This window comes from Pseudomonas bharatica CSV86, from assembly GCF_000319305.2.
Taxonomy (GTDB): domain Bacteria; phylum Pseudomonadota; class Gammaproteobacteria; order Pseudomonadales; family Pseudomonadaceae; genus Aquipseudomonas; species Aquipseudomonas bharatica.
This window is the reverse complement of record NZ_AMWJ02000002.1, coordinates 1,280,650-1,300,699: the sequence shown is the minus strand read 5'-3', so window position 1 is coordinate 1,300,699 and position 20,050 is coordinate 1,280,650. Positions and strand designations below refer to the sequence as shown.

Here is a 20,050-nt window from a genome sequence, read left to right as displayed (position 1 = left end):
ATCTGCTTTCTACCGACATTTAATCGCGCATTCCAATCAAAAAGACCGCGTCGATTGCGCGGTCTTTTTGATTGGCGCAACAGCGCCGCCTGGCGGGTAGTTCAGGGTTGGAACGCACCGATGAAGATCGCCGGATCGACCCGCGCATCGTTCAGGCTGACGTTCCAGTGCATGTGCGCCCCGGTGGCCCGGCCAGTGGAGCCGACCTTGCCGATCACCGCCCCGCGGGTCAGCACCTGCCCGGTTTTCACATCGATCTTCGACAGGTGGCAGAACATGCTGATGAAACCCTGGCCATGATCGACGAACACCGTGTTGCCGTTGAAGAAATAGCTGCCGGTGAGGATCACCTTGCCGTTGGCCGGGGTCTTCACCGGCGTGCCGGCGGGCACGGCGAAGTCCAGGCCGGAATGCGGATTGCGTTCTTCGCCATTGAAGAAGCGGCGCACGCCGAAGCGGCTGGACAGCGGGCCGCTGACCGGCTTGTCGAGGATCAGGTTGCTCGGCGTACCGAGGCTGAAGCTGCGGTAGGCCTTGATCTGCTCGGCCAGCTCGGCGTCGATGCGCTTGAGGTCGGCCGGGTTCGGGTTGACCTGGCGCTGGTTCTTCAAGGTGATGTGCTGTTCCTGGTACTTCTTGCTGCCGACCCTGAACTCCAGGGTGCGGCTGCCCTGGGTGATGCGGGCAACGCCGGGCTTCTGGGTCAGGGGAATGCCGACGATGGCCAGCCAGTTGTCCTGCTCCTTCACCACCAGTACCGGCTTGCCGTCGAAGCGCGCACTCGGCGGTTGGGCCGAGGGCCCGAGGTCGATCACCGCAACGCCCCGGGTACCGGCTTGTTCAACTGGCGGGTGATGTAGCTGGCGTGGGCGCTGCCAGCGAAAGTCAGGCACAGCAGGAAAAAGGCGCAAAGCAGTCGTGGCATGGGTTCAGTCCAGAAGGGAAAGCGTGACCGGGGTCTGGTGGTTGTCCTCGACCCGCACCAGCAGTTCGCCTTCGCCGAGGCGGGCTTTGAGACGCTGGCCATTGTTCGTTTGCGCGGCGCTGCGAATCGCCTGGCCGCGCTCGTCGAGCAGGATGCTGTAACCGCGACCGAGGGTGGCCAGGGGGCTGACCAGTTCGAGCATCTGCACCTGGGCCTGGAGCTGCTGGCGGCGATCCTTCAGGGTGTCGCGCATGGCCCGGGGCAGGCGCGCGGACAGGTTGTCCAGGCGCTGCTTGAGCAGCGCCAGGGTACGTCCCGGATGCTGCGCGGCAAGGCGCGTGTCGAGACGTGCCAGGCGTTCGCGGCGCTGGTTCAGGCGCTGCTCGAAGGCGCGGCGCAGGCGCATGTCCAGGTCATCGAGGCGCTGGGCCTGCTGGCGCAGGCGTTCGCCCGGATGACGCAGGCGCCGGCTGAGTCCGTCGAGGCGCAGGCGATCGTGCATCAGGCGGTTCTGCATGCGCAGCAACAGGCGCCGTTGCAGGCTTTCCAGGCGGCGTTGCAGGTCGCTGCTGTCGGGCGCCAGCAGCTCGGCGGCGGCCGACGGCGTCGGCGCGCGGACATCGGCGACGAAGTCGCTGATCGAGACATCGGTTTCATGCCCCACCGCGCTGACGATCGGCGTCACGCAGGCGGCGATGGCGCGGGCCACGGCTTCTTCGTTGAAGCACCAGAGGTCTTCCAGCGAACCGCCGCCTCGGGCCAGGATCAGCGCGTCGAAGCCCTGGGCATCGGCCTTCCGCAGGGCGCGGACGATCTGCCCGATGGCTTCGCGGCCTTGCACGGCGGTGGGCACCAGGTTCAGTTCGACCTGCGGGGCACGACGGCGGAACACGCTGATGATGTCGCGGATCACCGCGCCGGTGGGCGAGCTGATGATGCCGATGCGCTGCGGATGCGCCGGCAGCGCGCGCTTGCGCTCGGCAGCGAACAGGCCCTCGGCGCCGAGCTTTTCCTTGAGTGCCTCGAAGGCCAGGCGCAAGGCGCCGTCGCCGGCCGGCTCGACCGTGTCGAGGATCAACTGGTAGTCGCCGCGGCCCTCGAACAGCGAGACCTTGCCGCGCACCTTCACCGCCAGCCCGTCACGCAAGGCCTGGCGGACCCGCGCCGCGTTATTGCGGAACAGCGCGCAGCGCACCTGGGCACCGCTGTCCTTCAGGGTGAAATACACATGGCCGGAGGCGGGGCGGGCGAGGTTGGATATCTCGCCCTCGACCCAGATGCTGCTGAAGACATCTTCCAGCAGCACGCGGGCGCGGCCGTTGAGTTGGCTGACGGTGAGTACTTCACGGTCGAGGCCGAGGCGTTCGAAAGGGTCTCTGATCATGGGCGGCACTATAAAGGATCGCGGGGCGAGGTGTCCTGCCTTGTCGGGCATGGGTATCTACACATCGTTCGCCGAGGGCTCGGATGGTGGATCAACTTAGGATCCGTAGGAGCGTGGCTTGCCCGCGAAGGGCCGCAAGGCGGCCCCAAAACCATCCAGCACGAGCTAGGTGGAGAAAGCTCTTCTGGATTCAGCGCCTGCTTGGCCTCAGTGTCCCAGATGTTCGGCGTGGCAGGATTTGGGGCCGCTTTGCGGCCCTTCGCGGGCAAGCCACGCTCCCACAGGGGGCCGCGCCAGCCTTTAGGTACATGACCCGGTTGACCAGACCATCGGTCCGGCCGCCCTGGTTCATGGCCAGGGACTGGTTCAGCGGCGCGGGCGCCACGGCATTGGCGGTCTTCGGCGTCACGGCGTGGGTCAGGCTGGCCCCGGACCCTGTGGGAGCTGGCTTGCCAGCGATGACGGCAGTGAATTCACCATCGCAATCGCTGCGGTTCGGCGGTCCGACAAGCCAGCTCCCACAGAACAGTGGTAAATGAGCTGTTTCCGCTCCCACAGGGGACGCGTCGTTATTTTTCAACCTGATTGATGATTACAGGCCTGGCTACCCGGTGTACCTTCGCGAATCCTGCGCACATTGTCGTTGAGCAGCTTGTAGAAGAAGTTGTGGTACAGCCAGCCCTTCACTCCGTTCAGGTTGGTCTTGTGCTCGCGGTAGAAATCATCCGGCGAGGCATATAGCCCCAGCTCGCGGGCAATGCCTTCGCGCTGGATGTAGGTGTCGCGGCCGGTCCATTGCACGGCGGGTTCGGCCAGCGACGGGGTGGCCACGGCATAGCCGAGGAAGGCGTGCTGGCAGTTGCTGAACCTGTCCTGTACCGCGCGCAGGTAGTGCTGGTCGAGAATCACCCCTTCCAGCACTACCCATTGCCCGTGCAGTTCGACCTCGACCCAGGTGTGGAGGATTTCCCGCGGCGCCATGAAGTACACGAACGCGGTCATCGCCCCTTTCTGCAGGCGCTTGTCGATGGTGAAGGCCCGCAGCCGGCAGGCAATGCCGAGGGCGCGGAGCAGGGCCATCAGCAGGTTGGACTTGGTGTTGCAGTGCCCCAGGCCCTCGGCAAGGATCGCCGAGGCGGGCAGGCTGTCGGCACCGGCGTTGTAACCGAACAGGATCTCGTCGCGGCAGAACTCGTAGACGGCACGGGCCGCCTGTTCCGCTGGCAATTGCCGCCAGCCGCGCGAGTCGATGAGGCGGGTGATCGGCGGTGCGTCGAAGTCGAGTATTTCAGTGCGTTGTAGATAGTCCTGTTGCGTGCGCATGGCAAAGCCTCCGTGTTTTCACCAAGGTTGGACCCTTTAGTTACTTCAGGGTCAAGCACGCTGTGCCTGCATATGCCCGAGGAACTGCCTGACCAGCGGCCCGGCGTCGCGGCGGTGGGCTATGGCCACCGTACTGACGCAGCCGGGATCGACCAATGGGATGAACCGCAGCGAAACCGGGGCGATGTCCCGCATGCAGCGAGGCAGCAACGCCACCCCGAACCCGGCCTGGATCAATTGCAATTGAGTGGTTTTGCGCGACACCACCCGCGCCGGCCGCGGAAAGAACCCGGCGGCCATGCACAGTTCCGCCGACAGGTAGCTCAGGCCGCCACGCTGGCGATGCGGGATGGAAATGAAAGGCTGGTCCGACAGATCCGCCAGCCGGATGCTGTTGTGATGCGCCAAGGGATGGGTATCGGCGACCGCCAGCAACAGCGGTTCCTGGAACAAGGGCTCGACGCACAGGCCTTCATGCTGGCGCAGCACTGGCAAGCGCAACAGGCCGATGTCCAGGCGTCCGTCGACCAGTTCTTCAAGCTGGCCCTCCGAGGAAAGCTGGGCTATCTCCATCGATACGCCAGGGTTGTCATGCAAATAGCTGCTGACCTGATGCAACAAGGCCCCGGTCAATGGCACCGTGCTGGAATGACTCAGGCGCAGGCTGCCGCGCCGCCCCTGGCCGACGGCGCGGGCCAGGTCGCTGGCCTTGTCCAGGTCCTGCAGCAGGTTGCGCGCCTTGGGCAGGAACGCCGTACCGGCAGCGGTCAGGCGTGGCAGCCGCGCGGTGCGTTCGAACAGCGCAGTATCCAGCTGCTGCTCCAGTTCGCGAATCTGCCGGCTCAGGGCCGACTGGGCGATGTACAGGCGTTCGGCAGCGGCGCTGAAGCTGCCGCTTTCGGCGATTTCAACGAAGTAGCGCAGTTGGCGGGTAGAAATCATGAGCTATGCCGTTTCAAGATGGCTAATGGCGATATTGCATATTAGTCGGCATGGCTCAGCGCCGGTTAAGGTGCGCTGAAAACAAATCGAAGGTATTACCCGGATGCTCGCCGACCTGTTCGCCCAATTGCCGTTCTCCTTGCTCGACTGGCTGCCGATCCTGCTGGGTGTGGCCGCTGCCTACGTGGTCTTCGGCATTGCCGGATTCGGTACCGCGCTGGTGGCTGGCCCGATCCTGATCAACTTCATGCCGTTGTCGCGGATCATCCCGCTGCTGGTGCTGCTGGACTTCGTCGCGGCCTTTGGCAACTGGCTGCCGGCACGCAAGGCGGTGAGCAGGGGCGAGCTGCTGCGCCTGCTGCCGTTCATGGCCTTGGGCTGCACCCTGGGCGTGGTGTTCCTGCTCAACCTGCATGCCGATGTGCTGATGTTGCTCATGGGCCTGTTCATCAGCGCCTACGCGCTGTACAGCCTGGCGGTGAAGGTCAGGCCGGCGAACCTGGCGGCGGGCTGGTCGGTGCCGGCGGGAACCGTGGGCGGACTGTTCGGCGCGCTGTTCGGCAGTGGCGGCTTCCTTTATGCGCTGTACCTCAATGCCCGGCTGGACTCGACGGAGCAGGTGCGGGCGACCCAAAGCGCACTGATCAGTTGCAGCACGGTGGTGCGCCTGAGCCTGTTCCTGATCGCCGGGGTCTATGCCGACCTGCCGTTGCTGCTGTTGGCGGCGTGCCTGCTGCCGATGATGGTCCTCGGGCTGCGGGTAGGGCGGCGCTTGACCTTGAACATGTCGCGCGAGGCATTCGTGCGCCTGGTCACCTGGCTGGTGCTGGCCAGCGGGGTGGCGCTGATCGGTCGCTGGTTGACCCATGTGGCCGTGTGAGGCTTGGGATAGAGCCATTGCCGCGTCAAGCCCGTAGATCCGTGAGTTGTTGCGACGAATGCAGGTCATGAAACTCCGATCGTGCTCTCCGCCACTGAGAGAGCGTTATCAGGAGTTATTGCGATGAACGATCTTCAAGCAGCCATGCGCTGCGGCAGTGTTTTTCAACGTCCTTTTTCCGATGCAGAAGACAACCGGATCTGGCTGTCCGATTCTCGTCTGGTGTCCGCGCCGGCAAGCGCCAACCCACGCAACGGCCAGCTTTCGGCGTTGTTCGAGATGGTTGAAGGGGAGCGCGCAGGGAGTTTGTGGCAGAACAAACGGAATTCATCAAACACTCCAATATCAATCACGTGTCGGGCCGCCACTTTACAGCTCCGCCGCACCAAGCCTATGCAGAGGCCGTGGGTGTTGCCTTCCTGGAGGATTTGCCCAACGGCTACTACTCGGTAACCAGTGGGGTGGCCGCTATCAACTACCAGCTGTATTTCCGGGCGCCGCCATGCTGTCCAGATGGCGACGTAGCGGTATCCTTCAAAGTCATCAGCGGAATGATCCTGCTGCAGAACGACTGGATGCAAGGCGTGGTAGCGGGAAGCTTCCGTGACGTATTGGTCAGGATCCACAAGGTTGATCAAGACATCGGCGTCGGCCCGGGCCAGGATTATGAAATGAAGATGCTGAACGGGCGATTCAGCGTACGCCTGTGAGATGCACGCTGATTGCTCGGGCAGGCTGATCGTTTTCAACCGACCCGATTGCCATCATGCTCGCCCTGGGCGTCAGCGTTGCGCGGACATCGTCCGTCCCCCATGCACGAATCCGTGCATGGGCTTTGGCCTGGCTGGTGCTGGCCAGAGGAACGGCGCTGATTGGCCGTTGCTTGCCTCAGGTCGGTTGGTAATGCGCGGTAGAGCCGTCGCGGGATTTACCTGTTATTTCTGTCAGTTGTTGCTATCAGTCGATCTTTTCAGACTCCGAAACGTGCCCTTCTCCCCGAAAGGGACTTGCCCACTTTTGGAGTATTGCGATGAAAGATTCAACCGAAGTCATGCGCCGCATCTACGGTGCACTACGTCCTCTGTCCGAGACCAAGGACACGGGGATCTGGGTACTCGATTCCGACCGACAGAGGACCAATGGCAGCGCCGGTGCCAATGGCAATGAGATGCAGGCGATGTTCGAGAAACTGGAAGGAGGACAGCGCCGTTCGTTCAAACCCGATATCACGGAGTTCCACAGGCCTCCGCTGTTTGCCGGCGGGATGGTCATCGGACTGAATTTCGCTGCGCCGCCACATGACGCAGACAAGGAGGAGGTGAACTTCGGATTGTTGTACGACGTATATGATGGTTCCTACCCCATCGGCCCCAATTCCCCTATCTTGTTCATGTACGCTATGACCTTTGTAGACCCGCCTCTGGTCGAGCCCGGAACCTATCTGGTGTCAGCCGATATCGTCAGCGGAAAAGTCCGTATTCGGAAAAATACCGAAGATGGCTTGCTGGAAGGCCATTTCAGTCACATCGTGGCCAGGATCCCTGAGGTCCATGACTACCTCGGCGTGGGCCCGGACCATCCCTACGAGATGAAGATCGAGGACGGGAGATTCCGCGTCCACCTGTGAGAAGCGCCAGGGTCGGGTTAAACTTGCCGCCTCGACCCGACCCGACCGCTGTCATGATCACCCAGAGCATCATCGTTCCCCGAATGTCCTCCATCCCCGTGCACGAAGCCCGTGCCCGGGCCATCCTGCGCTGGCTGGTGCGCGAGAAGATCGTCGAGGAGGGCCTGAGCACCTGCGGCGGCACCGGCAACCGCATGGCCCATGCCATTTCCGAGGGCGCGCGCAAGGTGGTCGAGCGCCCCGAACTGCTGCCGTTCGGCAAGCGGGTCAACGGCCTGGAGATCATCACCAAGCGCTGCATCTATACACCGTCGGTGGATTTCCTCGAGGAAGCGGGCTGCCCCGAGTGCCGCCGGGAGATCGGCGAGGCGCTGTTCGAAAGCCTCGAAGAGTGGATGCCAGCGCAGACCGACAACTTCACTTGCCCCGAATGCGGCCATGAAGACGATATAAACGGCTTTCTCTTTCTCCAGCCGTGTGCCTTTTCCAACCTGGGCTTCATCTTCAATGGGTGGGCCGATGCCGGTTTCAAACCGGCCTTCCTTGACGCCTTCGCCGATTGGCTCGACCAGCCGGTAGCCGTGGTGCGTGGAACGCTGTCGGGCAACTGACCGAAGGCCCATCTTTACATTGAGCGAAACGGCGCGCATGAGTATAATGGCGCGCTTCCATTTTTCCCGCCCGGGAGCCCCCGCGATGCTGCGTATCAGCCAAGAAGCCCTGACCTTCGACGACATTCTCCTTGTACCAGGCTATTCCGAGGTACTGCCCAACGAAGTCAGCCTCAAGACCCGTTTGACCCGTGGCATCGAGCTGAACATTCCGTTGGTCTCCGCCGCCATGGATACCGTGACCGAAGCCCGCCTGGCCATTGCCATGGCGCAGGAAGGCGGCATCGGCATCATCCACAAGAACATGACCATCGAGCAGCAGGCCGGCGAAGTCCGCAAGGTCAAGAAGTTCGAGGCCGGCGTGGTCAAGGATCCGATCACCATCGATGCCGAAGCCACCGTGCGTGACCTCTTCGAGCTGACCCGCCTGAACAACATCTCCGGCGTACCGGTGCTGCACAACGGCGACCTGGTCGGCATCGTCACCTCTCGCGACGTGCGTTTCGAAACCCGCCTCGATGCGGCCGTGCGCGACGTGATGACGCCGAAAGAGCGTCTGGTCACCGTGCGCGAGGGCGCCGACAAGAACGAAGTCCGCGAGCTGCTGCATAAGCACCGCCTGGAGAAAGTCCTGATCGTCGATGCCGACTTCAACCTGAAGGGCATGATGACCGTCAAGGACATCGAGAAGGCCAAGGCCTACCCGCTGGCGAGCAAGGACGACCAGGGCCGCCTGCGCGTCGGCGCCGCGGTCGGTACCGGCAAGGACACCGGCGAGCGCGTTGCCGCCCTGGTTGCCGCCGGCGTCGACGTGGTGGTGGTGGACACCGCCCACGGTCACTCCAAGGGCGTCATCGACCGCGTTCGCTGGGTCAAGGAGAACTTCCCGCAAGTGCAGGTGATCGGCGGCAACATTGCCACCGGCGCTGCCGCCAAGGCCCTGGCCGAAGCCGGCGCCGATGCGGTCAAGGTCGGTATCGGCCCGGGCTCCATCTGCACCACCCGTATCGTTGCCGGCGTCGGCGTGCCGCAGATCAGCGCCATCGCCAACGTTGCCGAAGCCCTCGAAGGTACTGGCGTTCCGCTGATCGCCGACGGCGGCATCCGCTTCTCCGGTGACCTGTCCAAGGCCATCGTCGCCGGCGCTTCGTGCGTGATGATGGGCTCGATGTTCGCCGGTACCGAAGAAGCCCCGGGCGAAGTCGAACTGTTCCAGGGCCGCTCCTACAAGGCCTACCGCGGCATGGGTTCGCTGGGCGCGATGGCCCAGGCGCAAGGCTCTTCGGACCGCTACTTCCAGGACTCCTCGGCCGGCGCCGAGAAACTGGTACCGGAAGGCATCGAAGGTCGCGTTCCCTACAAGGGCGCACTGGCCGCGATCATCCACCAGTTGATGGGCGGCCTGCGTTCGTCGATGGGCTACACCGGCAGCGCCACCATCGAAGAGATGCGCACCAAGCCCGAGTTCGTGCGCATCACCGGTGCCGGCATGGCCGAGTCCCATGTGCATGACGTACAGATCACCAAGGAAGCGCCAAACTACCGCGTAGGTTGATGCTCCTGGCAACACCGTTCAGCGGGGCTGTTATCGAACAGCCCCGCGTCGTTTCCGATTACCACTGACGAGATTGAGTCATGGCCCTCGACATTCACGCTCACCGCATCCTGATTCTCGACTTCGGTTCCCAGTACACCCAGCTGATCGCCCGCCGCGTGCGCGAAATCGGCGTGTACTGCGAACTGCACCCGTTCGACATGGACGATGAAGCGATTCGTGCTTTCAACCCGCGCGGCATCATCCTGGCCGGCGGCCCTGAGTCGGTCCACGAAGCCAACAGCCCACGCGCGCCGCAGGCCGTGTTCGACCTGAACGTGCCGGTGCTGGGCATCTGCTACGGCATGCAGACCATGGCCGAGCAGATGGGCGGCAAGGTCGAGGGTTCGGACCTGCGCGAGTTCGGCTACGCCCGTGTCGACGTGGTCGGCAAGAGCCGCCTGCTGGACGGCATCGAGGACCACGTCGATGACGACGGCGTGCTCGGCCTGGACGTATGGATGAGCCACGGTGACAAGGTCACCCGCATGCCGCAGGACTTCCACGTCCTGGCCAGCACCCCGAGCTGCCCGATCGCCGGCATGTTCGACGATACCCGCGGTTACTACGGCGTGCAGTTCCACCCGGAAGTGACCCACACCAAGCAGGGCGGCCGCATCCTCTCGCGCTTCATCCTCGATATCTGCGGTTGCGAAGCCCTGTGGACCGCCTCGAACATCGTCGAGGACGCCATCGCCCAGGTTCGCGAGCAGGTGGGTTCGGCCAACGTCCTGCTGGGCCTGTCCGGCGGCGTCGACTCCTCGGTGGTCGCCGCGCTGCTGCACCGCGCCATCGGCGACCAGCTGACCTGCGTCTTCGTCGACAACGGCCTGCTGCGCCTGCACGAAGGTGACCAGGTCATGGCCATGTTCAAGGAGAACATGGGCGTCAAGGTCATCCGTGCCGATGCCGAAGCGCAGTTCCTCGACAACCTGGCCGGCGAGTCCGACCCGGAGAAGAAGCGCAAGATCATCGGCCGCACCTTCATCGACGTGTTCGATGCCGAGGCCAGCAAGCTGGAGAACATCCAGTTCCTCGCCCAGGGCACCATCTACCCGGACGTCATCGAATCGGCTGGCGCCAAGAGCGGCAAGGCCCACGTGATCAAGTCGCACCACAACGTCGGTGGCCTGCCGGAGGAAATGAATCTCAAGCTGGTCGAGCCGCTGCGCGAACTGTTCAAGGACGAAGTGCGCAAGATCGGCCTGGAACTGGGCCTGCCGTACGACATGGTCTACCGCCACCCGTTCCCGGGCCCGGGCCTGGGGGTGCGCATCCTCGGCGAAGTGAAGAAGGAATACGCCGACCTGCTGCGTCGTGCCGACCACATCTTCATCGAAGAACTGCGCAAGGCCGACTGGTACCACAAGACCAGCCAGGCTTTCGTGGTGTTCCAGCCGGTCAAATCGGTGGGCGTGGTCGGTGACGGCCGTCGCTACGCCTGGGTCGTCGCCCTGCGCGCCGTCGAGACCGTGGACTTCATGACCGCGCGCTGGGCGCACCTGCCGTACGAGCTGCTGGAGACTGTCAGTGGGCGGATCATCAACGAGATCGAGGGATCTCGCGGGTGACCTACGATGTGTCGAGCAAGCCGCCGGCGACGATCGAGTGGGAATGATCCCCCGTCCGGCATAAGCCGGCATCGAGTGGCAATGAACACACCGGAAGCCCGCGTAATTGCGGGCTTTCGGCGTTTTTGGCTGCCGTTCAGGCGTGTTTCTTCAGTAACCAGAGGTCTTCGTCATCGGCCATTGTGTTCAGGTGATGCAGATCGGTCGCACCGGCGGAAGTGAACAACAGTTTGGGCGCACCCCTGAGGGTCGCGAGCGCGGGACGACTCGGCCGTTGGCTGGTCTCCGCTGCGTTGGCTTCGCCACGCGTGTCACCGCCGTCGTTCTCCGTGGTCCTGACCTTGACCTTGTAGGTGTTCAGCATCCAGCGCTTGTACAGGGCAATCCATGCCGCGCAATGCGCGCAGGCTTTCTTCGCCCCGCCCAGGTGAACCACCTTGTTCTCGAACATGTGCGGGTTGGTCGTCACTTCCTCCGCCAGGAAGGTCAGCAGCACGATCTCGGCATGCACGTTCTCGATGCTGTCGAGCACATTGACCGCAACGGCCTTGGAATACTCATAAAGTACCGCGAGCGGCGCCCCGGTGCCCTTGACCGCGTTGGTAGTGACAGGACAGGCAATCAGTTTGCGCAGGAACCAGCTGAGTTTCCTTCCTGCCGGATCGGTGCCCCCGTCATTGATGACATTGAACATGTCCTGGTACAGCTTCAGGTAATTGCCGGCGAGAAAGGATGGTTTCCTAAAACTGTCGATGACCAGCTTTTCCTGGCCGCTGTACTTGCGCTTGGTGTCGTTGTTCAGCCTGACGGTCACGGCATCGTTGAACAGTTGATGGCGCATGCTCAGCAGCTCATGGCTCATGAACAGGCAGCGCTCGAAGTCCAGGGCATTGTTGACGCCGAAACCGCTCAGGTAATGCCGCACTGCATCCTGTTCGCCGGGATTGGTGGCGATGAAGATCTTGTCTTCACCGACAATCTGCATGCACTGGACCTCCGAGATCTTTTTCGTCCCGCTGCTGTTGAGATCCGTATCCCAATCCCGGATGGCGGCCGTTCGCTTGATGATGGTTGACAGGTAAGCCAACTCTTTCGGGCTGTGTTGCATCGTGCCTCCTTGGATACGGAACAGGATGAGGGCGGGCCGGAACGCGTGTGGATTGCGCGCCATGAACTTCGCCTTGGCACTGTTCCGCCGGGCAGCAGACAAGTGGCGGCCAATTGCTATGTGTGCTGACCAAATCCTGAGTACACCTACAATCCGTAGTGATACGTTAGCGAGGCGATCGGACAGGGAACAGGACGGCCTCTCGAACCCGCCGTGCTGCGGGACGCGTGGATAACCGGACTGCAATCGTGCCATGCGATGTTCAGCGTCATTCCCTGGACCACCACCTATTGAAAGGAATCATCATGTCCCAACGTCCTCAATTCGGCTGTGCCTGCTGCACGCCTGGCATGCTGCCGCTCTATGAGCATGATCCTGACGCCTGGCAGGCCCTGCTTGCGCAAACCCATCAAGCAACGCCGCTCGGTCCGCAGAGTTCGGTGATCTTCGTGGGAGGAACCATCTACCCGGATCCTCAGCACCTGGATCTGACGGTAGATGCCATCGGCATCGCCAACGGCATGGTGATCGCCAGCGGCAAGATCGAGGATGTACGCGAGGCAATGAAGCCCTATCCGTATGTCGTGCGGGAACTGGTGGGCGAAGAAACGTTGCTGCCGGGGTTGATCGACCCCCACGCTCACCTCATGTCCAGTGCGCTCATCCACGACTGGACCGACCTGTCGCCGATCAGCAACCAATACCTGGACAAGGGATATGACATCGAGCAGATCAAGGCCAAGATCTGCGCGGCTGCCAGGAAAGTGCAAGACAAGGATCCCAAGGAGCAATGGGTCACGGGCTTCGGTGTCGATCCCTCACTGATGAAGGAGTGGACGGACATCGTGGCCAAGACACTCGATGAGCTCCATGAAATCGGTCCCCACGTCAAGATCTTCCTCCTCAACGCCTCCGGCCATATCAGCTACGCCAACACGCTCGCACTGCAGGCGGCAGGTCTCGCCGAGCAATTCCCGACAGGTGTGCTGACCGAGCAGCAATCTGCGCAGATGCTGAAGGCGCTGCCACAGCTGGGCCAGGAGCAGTTGCTGGCGAACCTGCAGAAGGTGTTCCGTGAAGCCAACCAGCGCGGCATCACTACCTTGTTCGACGCAAGCATCGGATTGTTCAAGGGGCCGCAGGAAGTGGACATGATGAGGCAGCTCGCGCAGACCTCGTCGATGACCCTGCGCGTCGGTTGTGCACTGTATGGCAACGACAACAATCTCATGACTTGGGTCGACTGCTACAAGCCCGAGCTTACTAGCGACGCCAACAGTCTTTTCACCCTGCGTGCGATCAAGCTGATCGCCGATGGCTCGAATCAGGGGCTGACCGGGTTGCAAAGCGAGCCGTACCACTGCTGCAACGAACATCAGGTTCCGGGTGTCGGTGCCTATGGTTTGTTCAACTACAGCCCGGTCCGGCAACTGGCGCACGTGATGCAGATCGTGACCTCCGCAGGCTGGCCAATCCTGACCCACGCCAACGGCGACGAAGCCATCAGCAATGTGCTCTCTGCCTATCAATTGGCGCTCTGTACCATCCCTTCCGCAAACGATCCGTTGCCGAAGCCTCCGTTCCCTACCGAACCGGCCTGGGCCTGGCAGCGCCATCGCATCGAGCACTGCTCGCTGCTACATGACGAGGCGATCGGCCTGATGAAGCGCATGGCGATTTCGCCAAGCTTCCTGATCGGGCATGTTGGTTACTGGGGCCAGGCATTCCAGAGCACCATCCTTGGCGAGGAACGCGCGAACCTGCTGGACCGCTGTGCCTCGGCATTGAAGGGTGGCCTACGTATCAGCCTGCACAGCGACCGCTTCGTCACGCCATTCGGTCCGCTGCGTTACATGGAGCAGGCGATCACCCGGGTGATGGAGGCGAGTGGCGAGGTGCTCAACAAAAACGAGTGTCTCGACGTGGAGCAGGCGCTGCGCGCCGTGACCATCGACGCGGCATGGCAATGCCACCTCGATCACCAGATCGGCTCACTGCTGGACGGCAAGCAAGCCGATCTGGTGGTACTGGCCAAGAACCCTCTGAAATGGAAGCCGGAGGACCGCGTCAACATGCGTGACATCCTGGTCGAGGAAACCTGGGTAAGTGGTCGCAAGGTGTATTGTGGGGTGAGCTGATCGGTAACCAGAAATCCTCTGGATGCCAAAGCAAGGACCCTGTAGGAGCAGGCAAGCCAGCTCCTACAGGGTTTCGGGCTTGTCGCGGACGAGGTGCTCAACCAAACACCGGATCCCCGCGTCGGCACGATCTAGCAAAAAACCAGAAGCCCGCAATTGCGGGCTTCTGGTTTTTTGCCGCTGGCAGGTCAGGGTCGCTTTCTACACCCTGATCGAGGCGCTATACCGTCCTGATCGTCCCGCCATCGATGACAAACTCGGCGCCGTGGATCGCAGCAGCACGGTCGGCGGCGAGGTAGGCGATAAGGTCGGCCACCTCTTCAGGTTCGGCTCCGCGCCCGATCGGGATCCCGCCCAGGGCATCGAGCACGGACTGACGCGCTTCCTCGATAGTGTCGCCGGATTTGCTGAGCATTTTCAGAAAGTCTTCAGTGGCCTCGGTCATGATCCAGCCGGGCGAGACGGCGTTGACCCGCACCCCCTTGGGGCCGAGCTCTTTCGAGATCGACTTGCTGTAGGTTCTCAGTGCGGCCTTGGCTGCGGCGTATCCCGTGGTGGACTCGGGCAACGGTAGAACGGACTGGATCGAGGTGACATGCACCACGGTGCCCTTGCCTCGCTCCAGCATCTGCGGAATCAACAGGCGATCGAGGCGCACGGTTGCCAGCAGGTTGAGGTTCAGTTCGGCGAGCCAATGCTCGTCTGTCAGTGCGGCAAAGCCACCCGCCGGCGAAGTGGACCCACCGATGACATGGACAAGGATGTCGATACCGCCCAGCCGCTCAAGTGCCGCCCTGGCAAAGTCTTCTCCATCCTTCGCAGTCGTCAGGTCCCCTTGCACGTATTCAACGCCCTCGATGGGATCCTTGATCGTACGGGCAGCCGTGATAACCCGGGCTCCGCCGGCCAGGAAGCGCTCGACCGTGGCGCGACCCAGCCCCTTGGTGCCGCCGCTGACGAGCACGCGCTTGCCGGCAAACTCGCAAGGATCTGCCTTCATTTCCATACCCTGGTCTCCAAGGTCTTGATGGCCTCATCCAGGAGCGTGAAGCGATAGGTGAAACGCAGCGGGCTGCGGGGAAGTCGCCATGAGCGGGCCCCTCGAGCACGACAGCGCCATCTTCTTCGCGAGCGGTATCGGGCTCGAAAATCGCCTTCACCGCGATCGCTTCTTCCACGAGCAGTCGGCGGATTTCGGCCAGCCCTACGTAGCGTTTGCCGTTGTCCACGAAAACGGCATCCTTCAGGAAGGGTTCCATCATGCCGTCGATATCGAGTCTGGCGTTTGCCTCGACAAAGTCGGCGATCGGTTTGGGTAGCTTGATTGACATGTTCATCTCCTCGGCAGTGATGGCGTCAATCTAGCGGTGGACTTTTCGCCTGATAAGCCAGATAAAGTCGCATGGAGTATCACGGAAATCAGGACAATGACTCGCCATTCGCTGATCGAACTCGAGGCCGTTCTGGCCATCGTGCGTTGTGGTTCGTTTCGAGCTGCGGCGCTGGAGCTCGGCATGTCGAGTACGGCCATCAGCAGCGCGGTAGGCAAGCTCGAGCGGGAGCTTGCCGTGCGTTTGTTCAACCGCACCACGCGCAGCGTCTCGCTTACCGATGCGGGGCGCATCTTCGTCGAACAGATCAAACCGGCGCTCGATGGCATCCAGAACGCGATGAATACGGCGCGCTCCCATCAGGAAACGCCGTCCGGCACGTTGCGCATCAATGCCTTTGCAACAGCCGCGCGCGAGATCATGGCGCCATTGGTCCTGGAGTATCTGCAGCGCTATCCGCAGGTTCATATCGACATCGTCACCGAGGGGCGCTTGGTTGACGTCGTGGCGGCGGGCTTCGATCTGGCAGTGCGCAGCGCTGACCTGGTGCCCAGCGACGCGATCGCCATACCGTTGGGGCAGCGCAGACGCATGGCGGTTGCCGCATCAGCCGCCTTCTTCGAAAACAGGGCTATTCCTAAAGTGCCGCAGGACCTGCTCGCTTACCCCTGTGTTCGCGTGCGGCTTCCCGATGGCACGTTGTTCCGGTGGCGTTTCGAGAAGGGCGGTGAGGAACTGCAACTGGATGTCGAGGGGCCGATCACGCTTGACGAAGCATCCCTGGCCAGGATCGCGGTAGCCAATGGCGTGGGGATCGGCTACTTCATGGAAGCCGATGTCCGTGAAGACATCGCCGCGGGCCGGCTCGTGCGTATCCTCGAAGACTGGACACCGCCACTCGTGCCGCTGTGCCTCTATTACTACAACCGCCGCAATTCTTCCGCAGCCTTCCAGGCGTTTATCGCGCTTGCGCGCGACTACGCGGCCGGACGACTGGCGCAGCCCTGAGCGGGCTGCGGCGTTCGCGGGCAGGTGAGTTCGCGTTTCGAGGCCTCTCAGCCAAAAATCGGATTCCCCGCAACCGTTCCACTGCCATATCCACGAACGCCCGCACCTTCGCTGGCGCCTGCCGCCCCTGCGGGTACACCAGGTGGATTGGCAGCGGCGGTTCCTCGAATTCTTCCAGCACCACCTGCAATTCGCCCGCCTGCAATGCCGGCCCGACCTGGTAATGCAGCACCCGGGTCAGGCCCCATCCCGAGCGTGCGGCGTCGATTACCGCCTGGTTGGTGTTGCACATCAGCACCGGGTCGATGGTGATCCTTTGCCCTGCGGCGAAACGCCAGTCCGGCAGGGCCCAGGAGCTGTCGGAGGCGACGATGCGGTGATCCTTCAGCTCGGCTGGGGTGCGCGGCGTTCCGTGTTTTTCCAGATAGGCCGGGGCGCCACAGATCAGGTGCCGCACCGCACCGACCCGTATCGCCGTCAATCCCGAATCGGCCAGATGGCCGATGCGCACGGCAAGGTCGAGGCCCTCCTCGACGATATTCACCTGGCGATCGATGAACAGCGTACGGGCACGCATGCCCGGATAACTGTCGAGGTACTCGGTGATGATAGGCAGGACATGCATCTGCCCGAAGAGAATCGGCGCGGTGATCGCCAGGGTCCCGGACGGCTCGCTGTAATGCCCGGCCGCTGCGGCCTCGGCTTCGGCGATGTCGCCGAGGATGCGCCGGCAATCGGTGAGATAACGCGCCCCGGCCTCGGTGGTCTTGACCGAGCGGGTGGTGCGCACCAGCAGCCGGGCGCCGACCAGGTCTTCCAGCGCGGCGATGATCCGCGTGACCGCCGGGGCGCTCATATGCACCGCCCGGGCGGTCTTGGCGAAGCTTTCGGTTTCCGCCACCTTGACGAACACCCGCATTGCCAGCCAACGATCCATTGCGCTGTGTTTCCTTCGGTACGGTCGCGTGTCTTGAGTGTCTCCGGCAAGACCCGGGACACGGTCGGGGTGCCCGGGATTATGTTCCATTTCCTGGTCCGGTGTCCGCTTCAGAAACCAAAGTGGCTCAGGCCCGGATGATCGTCCGGCCGCCGGCCCAGTGGCCAGTGGAACCGGCGATCTTCCTCACGGATCGGCTGTTCGTTGATGCTGGCATGCCTGGCACGCATCAGCCCGTCCTCGGCGAACTCCCAGTTTTCGTTGCCGTAGGCGCGGAACCACTGGCCGCTGTCGTCGCGGTATTCGTAGGCGTAGCGCACGGCGATGCGGTTGCCGGTAAAGGCCCAGAGCTCCTTGATCAGGCGGTACTCCAGTTCGCGGTTCCATTTGCGGGTGAGGAAGGCCTCGGCGTCGGCGCGGTTGTTGACGAACTCGGCGCGGTTTCTCCAACGGGTATCCAGGGTGTAGGCCAGGGCGACCTTGGCCGCGTCGCGGCTGTTCCAGCCATCCTCGGCAAGGCGGACTTTTTCGATGGCGCTCTGTTCGGTGAACGGGGGCAGTGGTGGACGAGACATGGCAAGGCTCCTGAAACTGAGTGAATGAGACAAATCAAAGTGCAAGCTGGATCGGGTCCTCGCCGGCAGGTACCGCGCAGCAGACCAGGACTTCATTCTCGCCAACCTTGGCGGCGTGTTCCTTGATGTAGCTGACCGCGCCCTTGAGCAGGCGGGTCTTGCAGGTGCCGCAGTGACCTTCGCGGCAACTGAATTCCGGGGCGAGGCCGCGGGCTTCGGCCAGTTCCAGCAAGGTGCCGGAACCGGGTTCCCAGCGCGCTTCCTTCAATGAATCGATGAAGGTCACCGGTATCGATGTGCTGGCCGGCGCCGGGCCGTGCAGGGCGGTCGGCTGTGGTTTGGCGGAACGCTTGAGCGAGGCCGGTCCGAAGGCTTCGGCATGAATGCGCTCGTCCGCCACGCCGTATCCGCGCAGCCCGTCGTACAGCGACTGGCTGAAGGACGGTGATCCGCACAGGTAGAACGCGTAGTCGTCGAACGCCAGGTGACGCGTCAGCAGTGGCATGTCGATCCGGCCGGCGGCGTCGTAATCGATCCCTTCCTCGGCATCGCGGGTATCGCTGAGCACCCGTACCAGCGTGATGCCAAGCTCGCCCAGTTCCTGGTCGAACGCCCGCTCGTGCTTCGAACGTGCCGCGTAAAACAGCGTGACCGGGCGCATGCGCTGGGTACGCCGGCCTTCGAATGCCAGATGGCGTGCCATCGCCAGCATCGGTGTGATACCGACGCCACCGGCCAGCAGCACCACAGGGCGATCGCCACTGCCGTCGAGGGTGAAGTCGCCAGCCGGAGCCCGGGTTTCCAAGGTATCGCCTTGGTGCAGATGCTCATGCAGCCAGGACGAGACCAGCCCGTCGCGTTTCACGCTGATACGGTAGTGACCGTCGGACGGCGCGGTCGAAAGGGTGTAGGTGCGGATCAATGGCTTGTCCGCGCCGGGGATCGACACCCGTATCGGCAGATGCTGGCCTGCCAGATATGGCAGCAGGCCAGCGCCGTCCTGCGGTTCCAGGTAATAGGAATTGATCGACGCACTTTCCCGCACCACCTGCGCCACCTTGAAACGTCGCCACTGGCTGGAGAGCGAGGCAACCCGCAGGCGTTCCTCCGTCCGCTGCCAGTCACCGGTCAACAGCGAGCTTTCGGCTTCGCCCTGGGCCCGGAACGTCCAGCGCAGGGCCAGGCCTGCCGGGCGCCGCACGATGCGCCGGGGCCTGAAGCTCCACAGGCGCTCCGCGCCCTGGAAAGCGGCGATTTCCGGTGACTCGAAGATCACCTCGGCATCGCCGGTCATCTGCAGGACATCGCCGTTTTCGTAGTCAACGAACAACAGCCCGGCTTTGCCGTTCAGATGGATATTGCCGAGGGTGGAAAAGAACAGGTTGCCGTTGAAGTCCGGGATGGTGAGCAGGCCGTCCTCGCCCACACGGACGAAACCGGGCTTGCCGCCGCGATGGGACACATCGACCTGGCGGCGCGCCTCGCGGTCGGCGTAGGTGGCGACGTAGAACGCATCGGCAGCCTCGATCAACTGGCGCGCGGCGGCATCGAGTTGCGCAAGCTCCTCTAGCTGCCCCGAGAACGCAACCTGCGGATCCCGGGCAAAGGAAAAGTCGCGCAACTGGATGTAGCGCGGGCAGTTGCCGAAGCTCTGGTCCACTTCGACCCGAAAGCCGGCGTCGAGACGCGACAACACCCCGTTCATGCGATTGCGCCGCCGGGTATGCAACTCGATGCCCAGCAGGCCTACCGCTGCGCCGTCGTGCATTCCATCCCGGCCGGATCCAGAGGGTCCGGTCGGGCTGCAATATCCAGGGTCGTGGGCGAGGGCGAGCTCATGAAGCCGGGCCGGCCTTCGAGTACGCTCGCCCAGGCATCGCCTTCGGTATCCACGCTGCCCAGCACCATGAAGGGCAGCCCGGCATAGAACGCGCGATGCTGGTCGGGCATGAAATCCCGCACCACGCGTTGGCCGACACCTTCCATGCGCTCGGCAACGCCGACTTTCTCCTGGATGAATTTCTCGCCTTCATGCCAGGTGGAGAGCTTTTTCAGGTGCATGGCCATGTCGGTCACTCCCGTGGATTGGGCAGGGG

General features: G+C 62.9%; 15 protein-coding genes and 4 pseudogenes. 9 read left to right on the top strand and 10 right to left on the bottom strand.

Going from position 1 to position 20,050, the window contains the following annotated elements; translation table 11 throughout:
• Nucleotides 1–101: 101 nt before the first annotated feature.
• The 5 genes and pseudogenes from CSV86_RS19815 to CSV86_RS19800 form a co-directional block, all read right to left on the bottom strand.
• Nucleotides 102–925: pseudogene (locus CSV86_RS19815) on the bottom strand (peptidoglycan DD-metalloendopeptidase family protein).
• A gap of 4 nt (nucleotides 926–929) precedes the next feature.
• Nucleotides 930–2,309 (bottom strand): exodeoxyribonuclease VII large subunit, encoded by a 1,380-nt coding sequence (gene xseA / locus CSV86_RS19810; RefSeq protein WP_009398318.1) that lies wholly within the window; start codon nucleotides 2,307–2,309, stop codon nucleotides 930–932.
• A 295-nt stretch (nucleotides 2,310–2,604) separates the two neighbouring features.
• A pseudogene (locus CSV86_RS32105) lies at nucleotides 2,605–2,736 on the bottom strand (flagellar hook-length control protein FliK); the annotation flags it as partial.
• Nucleotides 2,737–2,885: 149 nt separating this feature from the next.
• Entirely contained in the window at nucleotides 2,886–3,632 is a 747-nt protein-coding gene (locus tag CSV86_RS19805; protein ID WP_009398323.1) for a transglutaminase-like domain-containing protein, read from the bottom strand.
• 51 nt (nucleotides 3,633–3,683) lie between these two features.
• The gene (locus CSV86_RS19800; RefSeq protein WP_009398324.1) at nucleotides 3,684–4,574 is read right to left on the bottom strand and encodes a LysR family transcriptional regulator; all 891 of its coding nucleotides are present in this window, start codon (nucleotides 4,572–4,574) and stop codon (nucleotides 3,684–3,686) included.
• A gap of 115 nt (nucleotides 4,575–4,689) precedes the next feature.
• Between CSV86_RS19800 and CSV86_RS19795 the strand changes: the two genes are divergently transcribed.
• The 6 genes and pseudogenes from CSV86_RS19795 to guaA all read left to right on the top strand — a co-directional run bounded on the left by CSV86_RS19795 (nucleotide 4,690) and on the right by guaA (nucleotide 10,904).
• A complete protein-coding gene (locus tag CSV86_RS19795; RefSeq protein ID WP_037059948.1) occupies nucleotides 4,690–5,454 on the top strand; it encodes a sulfite exporter TauE/SafE family protein in 765 nt (254 codons plus the stop codon).
• 308 nt (nucleotides 5,455–5,762) lie between these two features.
• Nucleotides 5,763–6,164 carry a hypothetical protein gene (locus tag CSV86_RS19790; RefSeq protein ID WP_170394975.1) on the top strand — a complete coding sequence of 134 codons (402 nt, stop codon included), beginning with the start codon at nucleotides 5,763–5,765 and terminating at the stop codon, nucleotides 6,162–6,164.
• Nucleotides 6,165–6,484: 320 nt separating this feature from the next.
• Nucleotides 6,485–7,081 (top strand): hypothetical protein, encoded by a 597-nt coding sequence (locus tag CSV86_RS19785; RefSeq protein WP_009398327.1) that lies wholly within the window; start codon nucleotides 6,485–6,487, stop codon nucleotides 7,079–7,081.
• Between the two features lie 53 nt (nucleotides 7,082–7,134).
• Entirely contained in the window at nucleotides 7,135–7,692 is a 558-nt protein-coding gene (locus CSV86_RS19780; protein WP_009398328.1) for a hypothetical protein, read from the top strand.
• Nucleotides 7,693–7,777: 85 nt separating this feature from the next.
• The gene (guaB, locus tag CSV86_RS19775; RefSeq protein ID WP_009398329.1) at nucleotides 7,778–9,247 is read left to right on the top strand and encodes an IMP dehydrogenase; all 1,470 of its coding nucleotides are present in this window, start codon (nucleotides 7,778–7,780) and stop codon (nucleotides 9,245–9,247) included.
• An 80-nt stretch (nucleotides 9,248–9,327) separates the two neighbouring features.
• Nucleotides 9,328–10,904 (top strand): annotated as a pseudogene (guaA, locus tag CSV86_RS19770) (glutamine-hydrolyzing GMP synthase).
• 89 nt (nucleotides 10,905–10,993) lie between these two features.
• On the opposite strand, the gene CSV86_RS19765 reads toward guaA, so the two are convergent.
• Nucleotides 10,994–12,028 (bottom strand): hypothetical protein, encoded by a 1,035-nt coding sequence (locus CSV86_RS19765; RefSeq protein ID WP_158487712.1) that lies wholly within the window; start codon nucleotides 12,026–12,028, stop codon nucleotides 10,994–10,996.
• Nucleotides 12,029–12,315: 287 nt separating this feature from the next.
• Between CSV86_RS19765 and CSV86_RS19760 the strand changes: the two genes are divergently transcribed.
• Nucleotides 12,316–14,103, top strand: coding sequence for an amidohydrolase (locus CSV86_RS19760; RefSeq protein WP_009398332.1), 1,788 nt, complete (start codon nucleotides 12,316–12,318; stop codon nucleotides 14,101–14,103).
• Between the two features lie 220 nt (nucleotides 14,104–14,323).
• Here the strand turns inward: CSV86_RS19760 and CSV86_RS19755 are convergent, their stop codons facing one another.
• Nucleotides 14,324–15,109, bottom strand: coding sequence for an SDR family oxidoreductase (locus tag CSV86_RS19755; protein ID WP_009403541.1), 786 nt, complete (start codon nucleotides 15,107–15,109; stop codon nucleotides 14,324–14,326).
• Nucleotides 15,110–15,191: 82 nt separating this feature from the next.
• Here CSV86_RS19755 and CSV86_RS19750 point away from each other — a divergent pair, with 82 nt between their 5' ends.
• Entirely contained in the window at nucleotides 15,192–15,422 is a 231-nt protein-coding gene (locus CSV86_RS19750; protein ID WP_170394973.1) for a hypothetical protein, read from the top strand.
• 108 nt (nucleotides 15,423–15,530) lie between these two features.
• Nucleotides 15,531–16,442 carry a LysR family transcriptional regulator gene (locus CSV86_RS19745; protein ID WP_009403545.1) on the top strand — a complete coding sequence of 304 codons (912 nt, stop codon included), beginning with the start codon at nucleotides 15,531–15,533 and terminating at the stop codon, nucleotides 16,440–16,442.
• Here the strand turns inward: CSV86_RS19745 and CSV86_RS19740 are convergent.
• The 3 genes and pseudogenes from CSV86_RS19740 to CSV86_RS19730 form a co-directional block, all read right to left on the bottom strand.
• Complete coding sequence (locus tag CSV86_RS19740) at nucleotides 16,393–17,379, bottom strand: LysR family transcriptional regulator (protein WP_170394969.1); 987 nt, start codon at nucleotides 17,377–17,379, stop codon at nucleotides 16,393–16,395. The genes CSV86_RS19745 and CSV86_RS19740 overlap by 50 nt on opposite strands.
• A 110-nt stretch (nucleotides 17,380–17,489) precedes the next feature.
• On the bottom strand, nucleotides 17,490–17,954 hold the full coding sequence (locus CSV86_RS19735; protein WP_009403547.1) for a nuclear transport factor 2 family protein: 465 nt from the start codon (nucleotides 17,952–17,954) through the stop codon (nucleotides 17,490–17,492).
• A 34-nt stretch (nucleotides 17,955–17,988) separates the two neighbouring features.
• Nucleotides 17,989–20,021 (bottom strand): annotated as a pseudogene (locus CSV86_RS19730) (2Fe-2S iron-sulfur cluster-binding protein).
• Nucleotides 20,022–20,050: the final 29 nt, after the last annotated feature.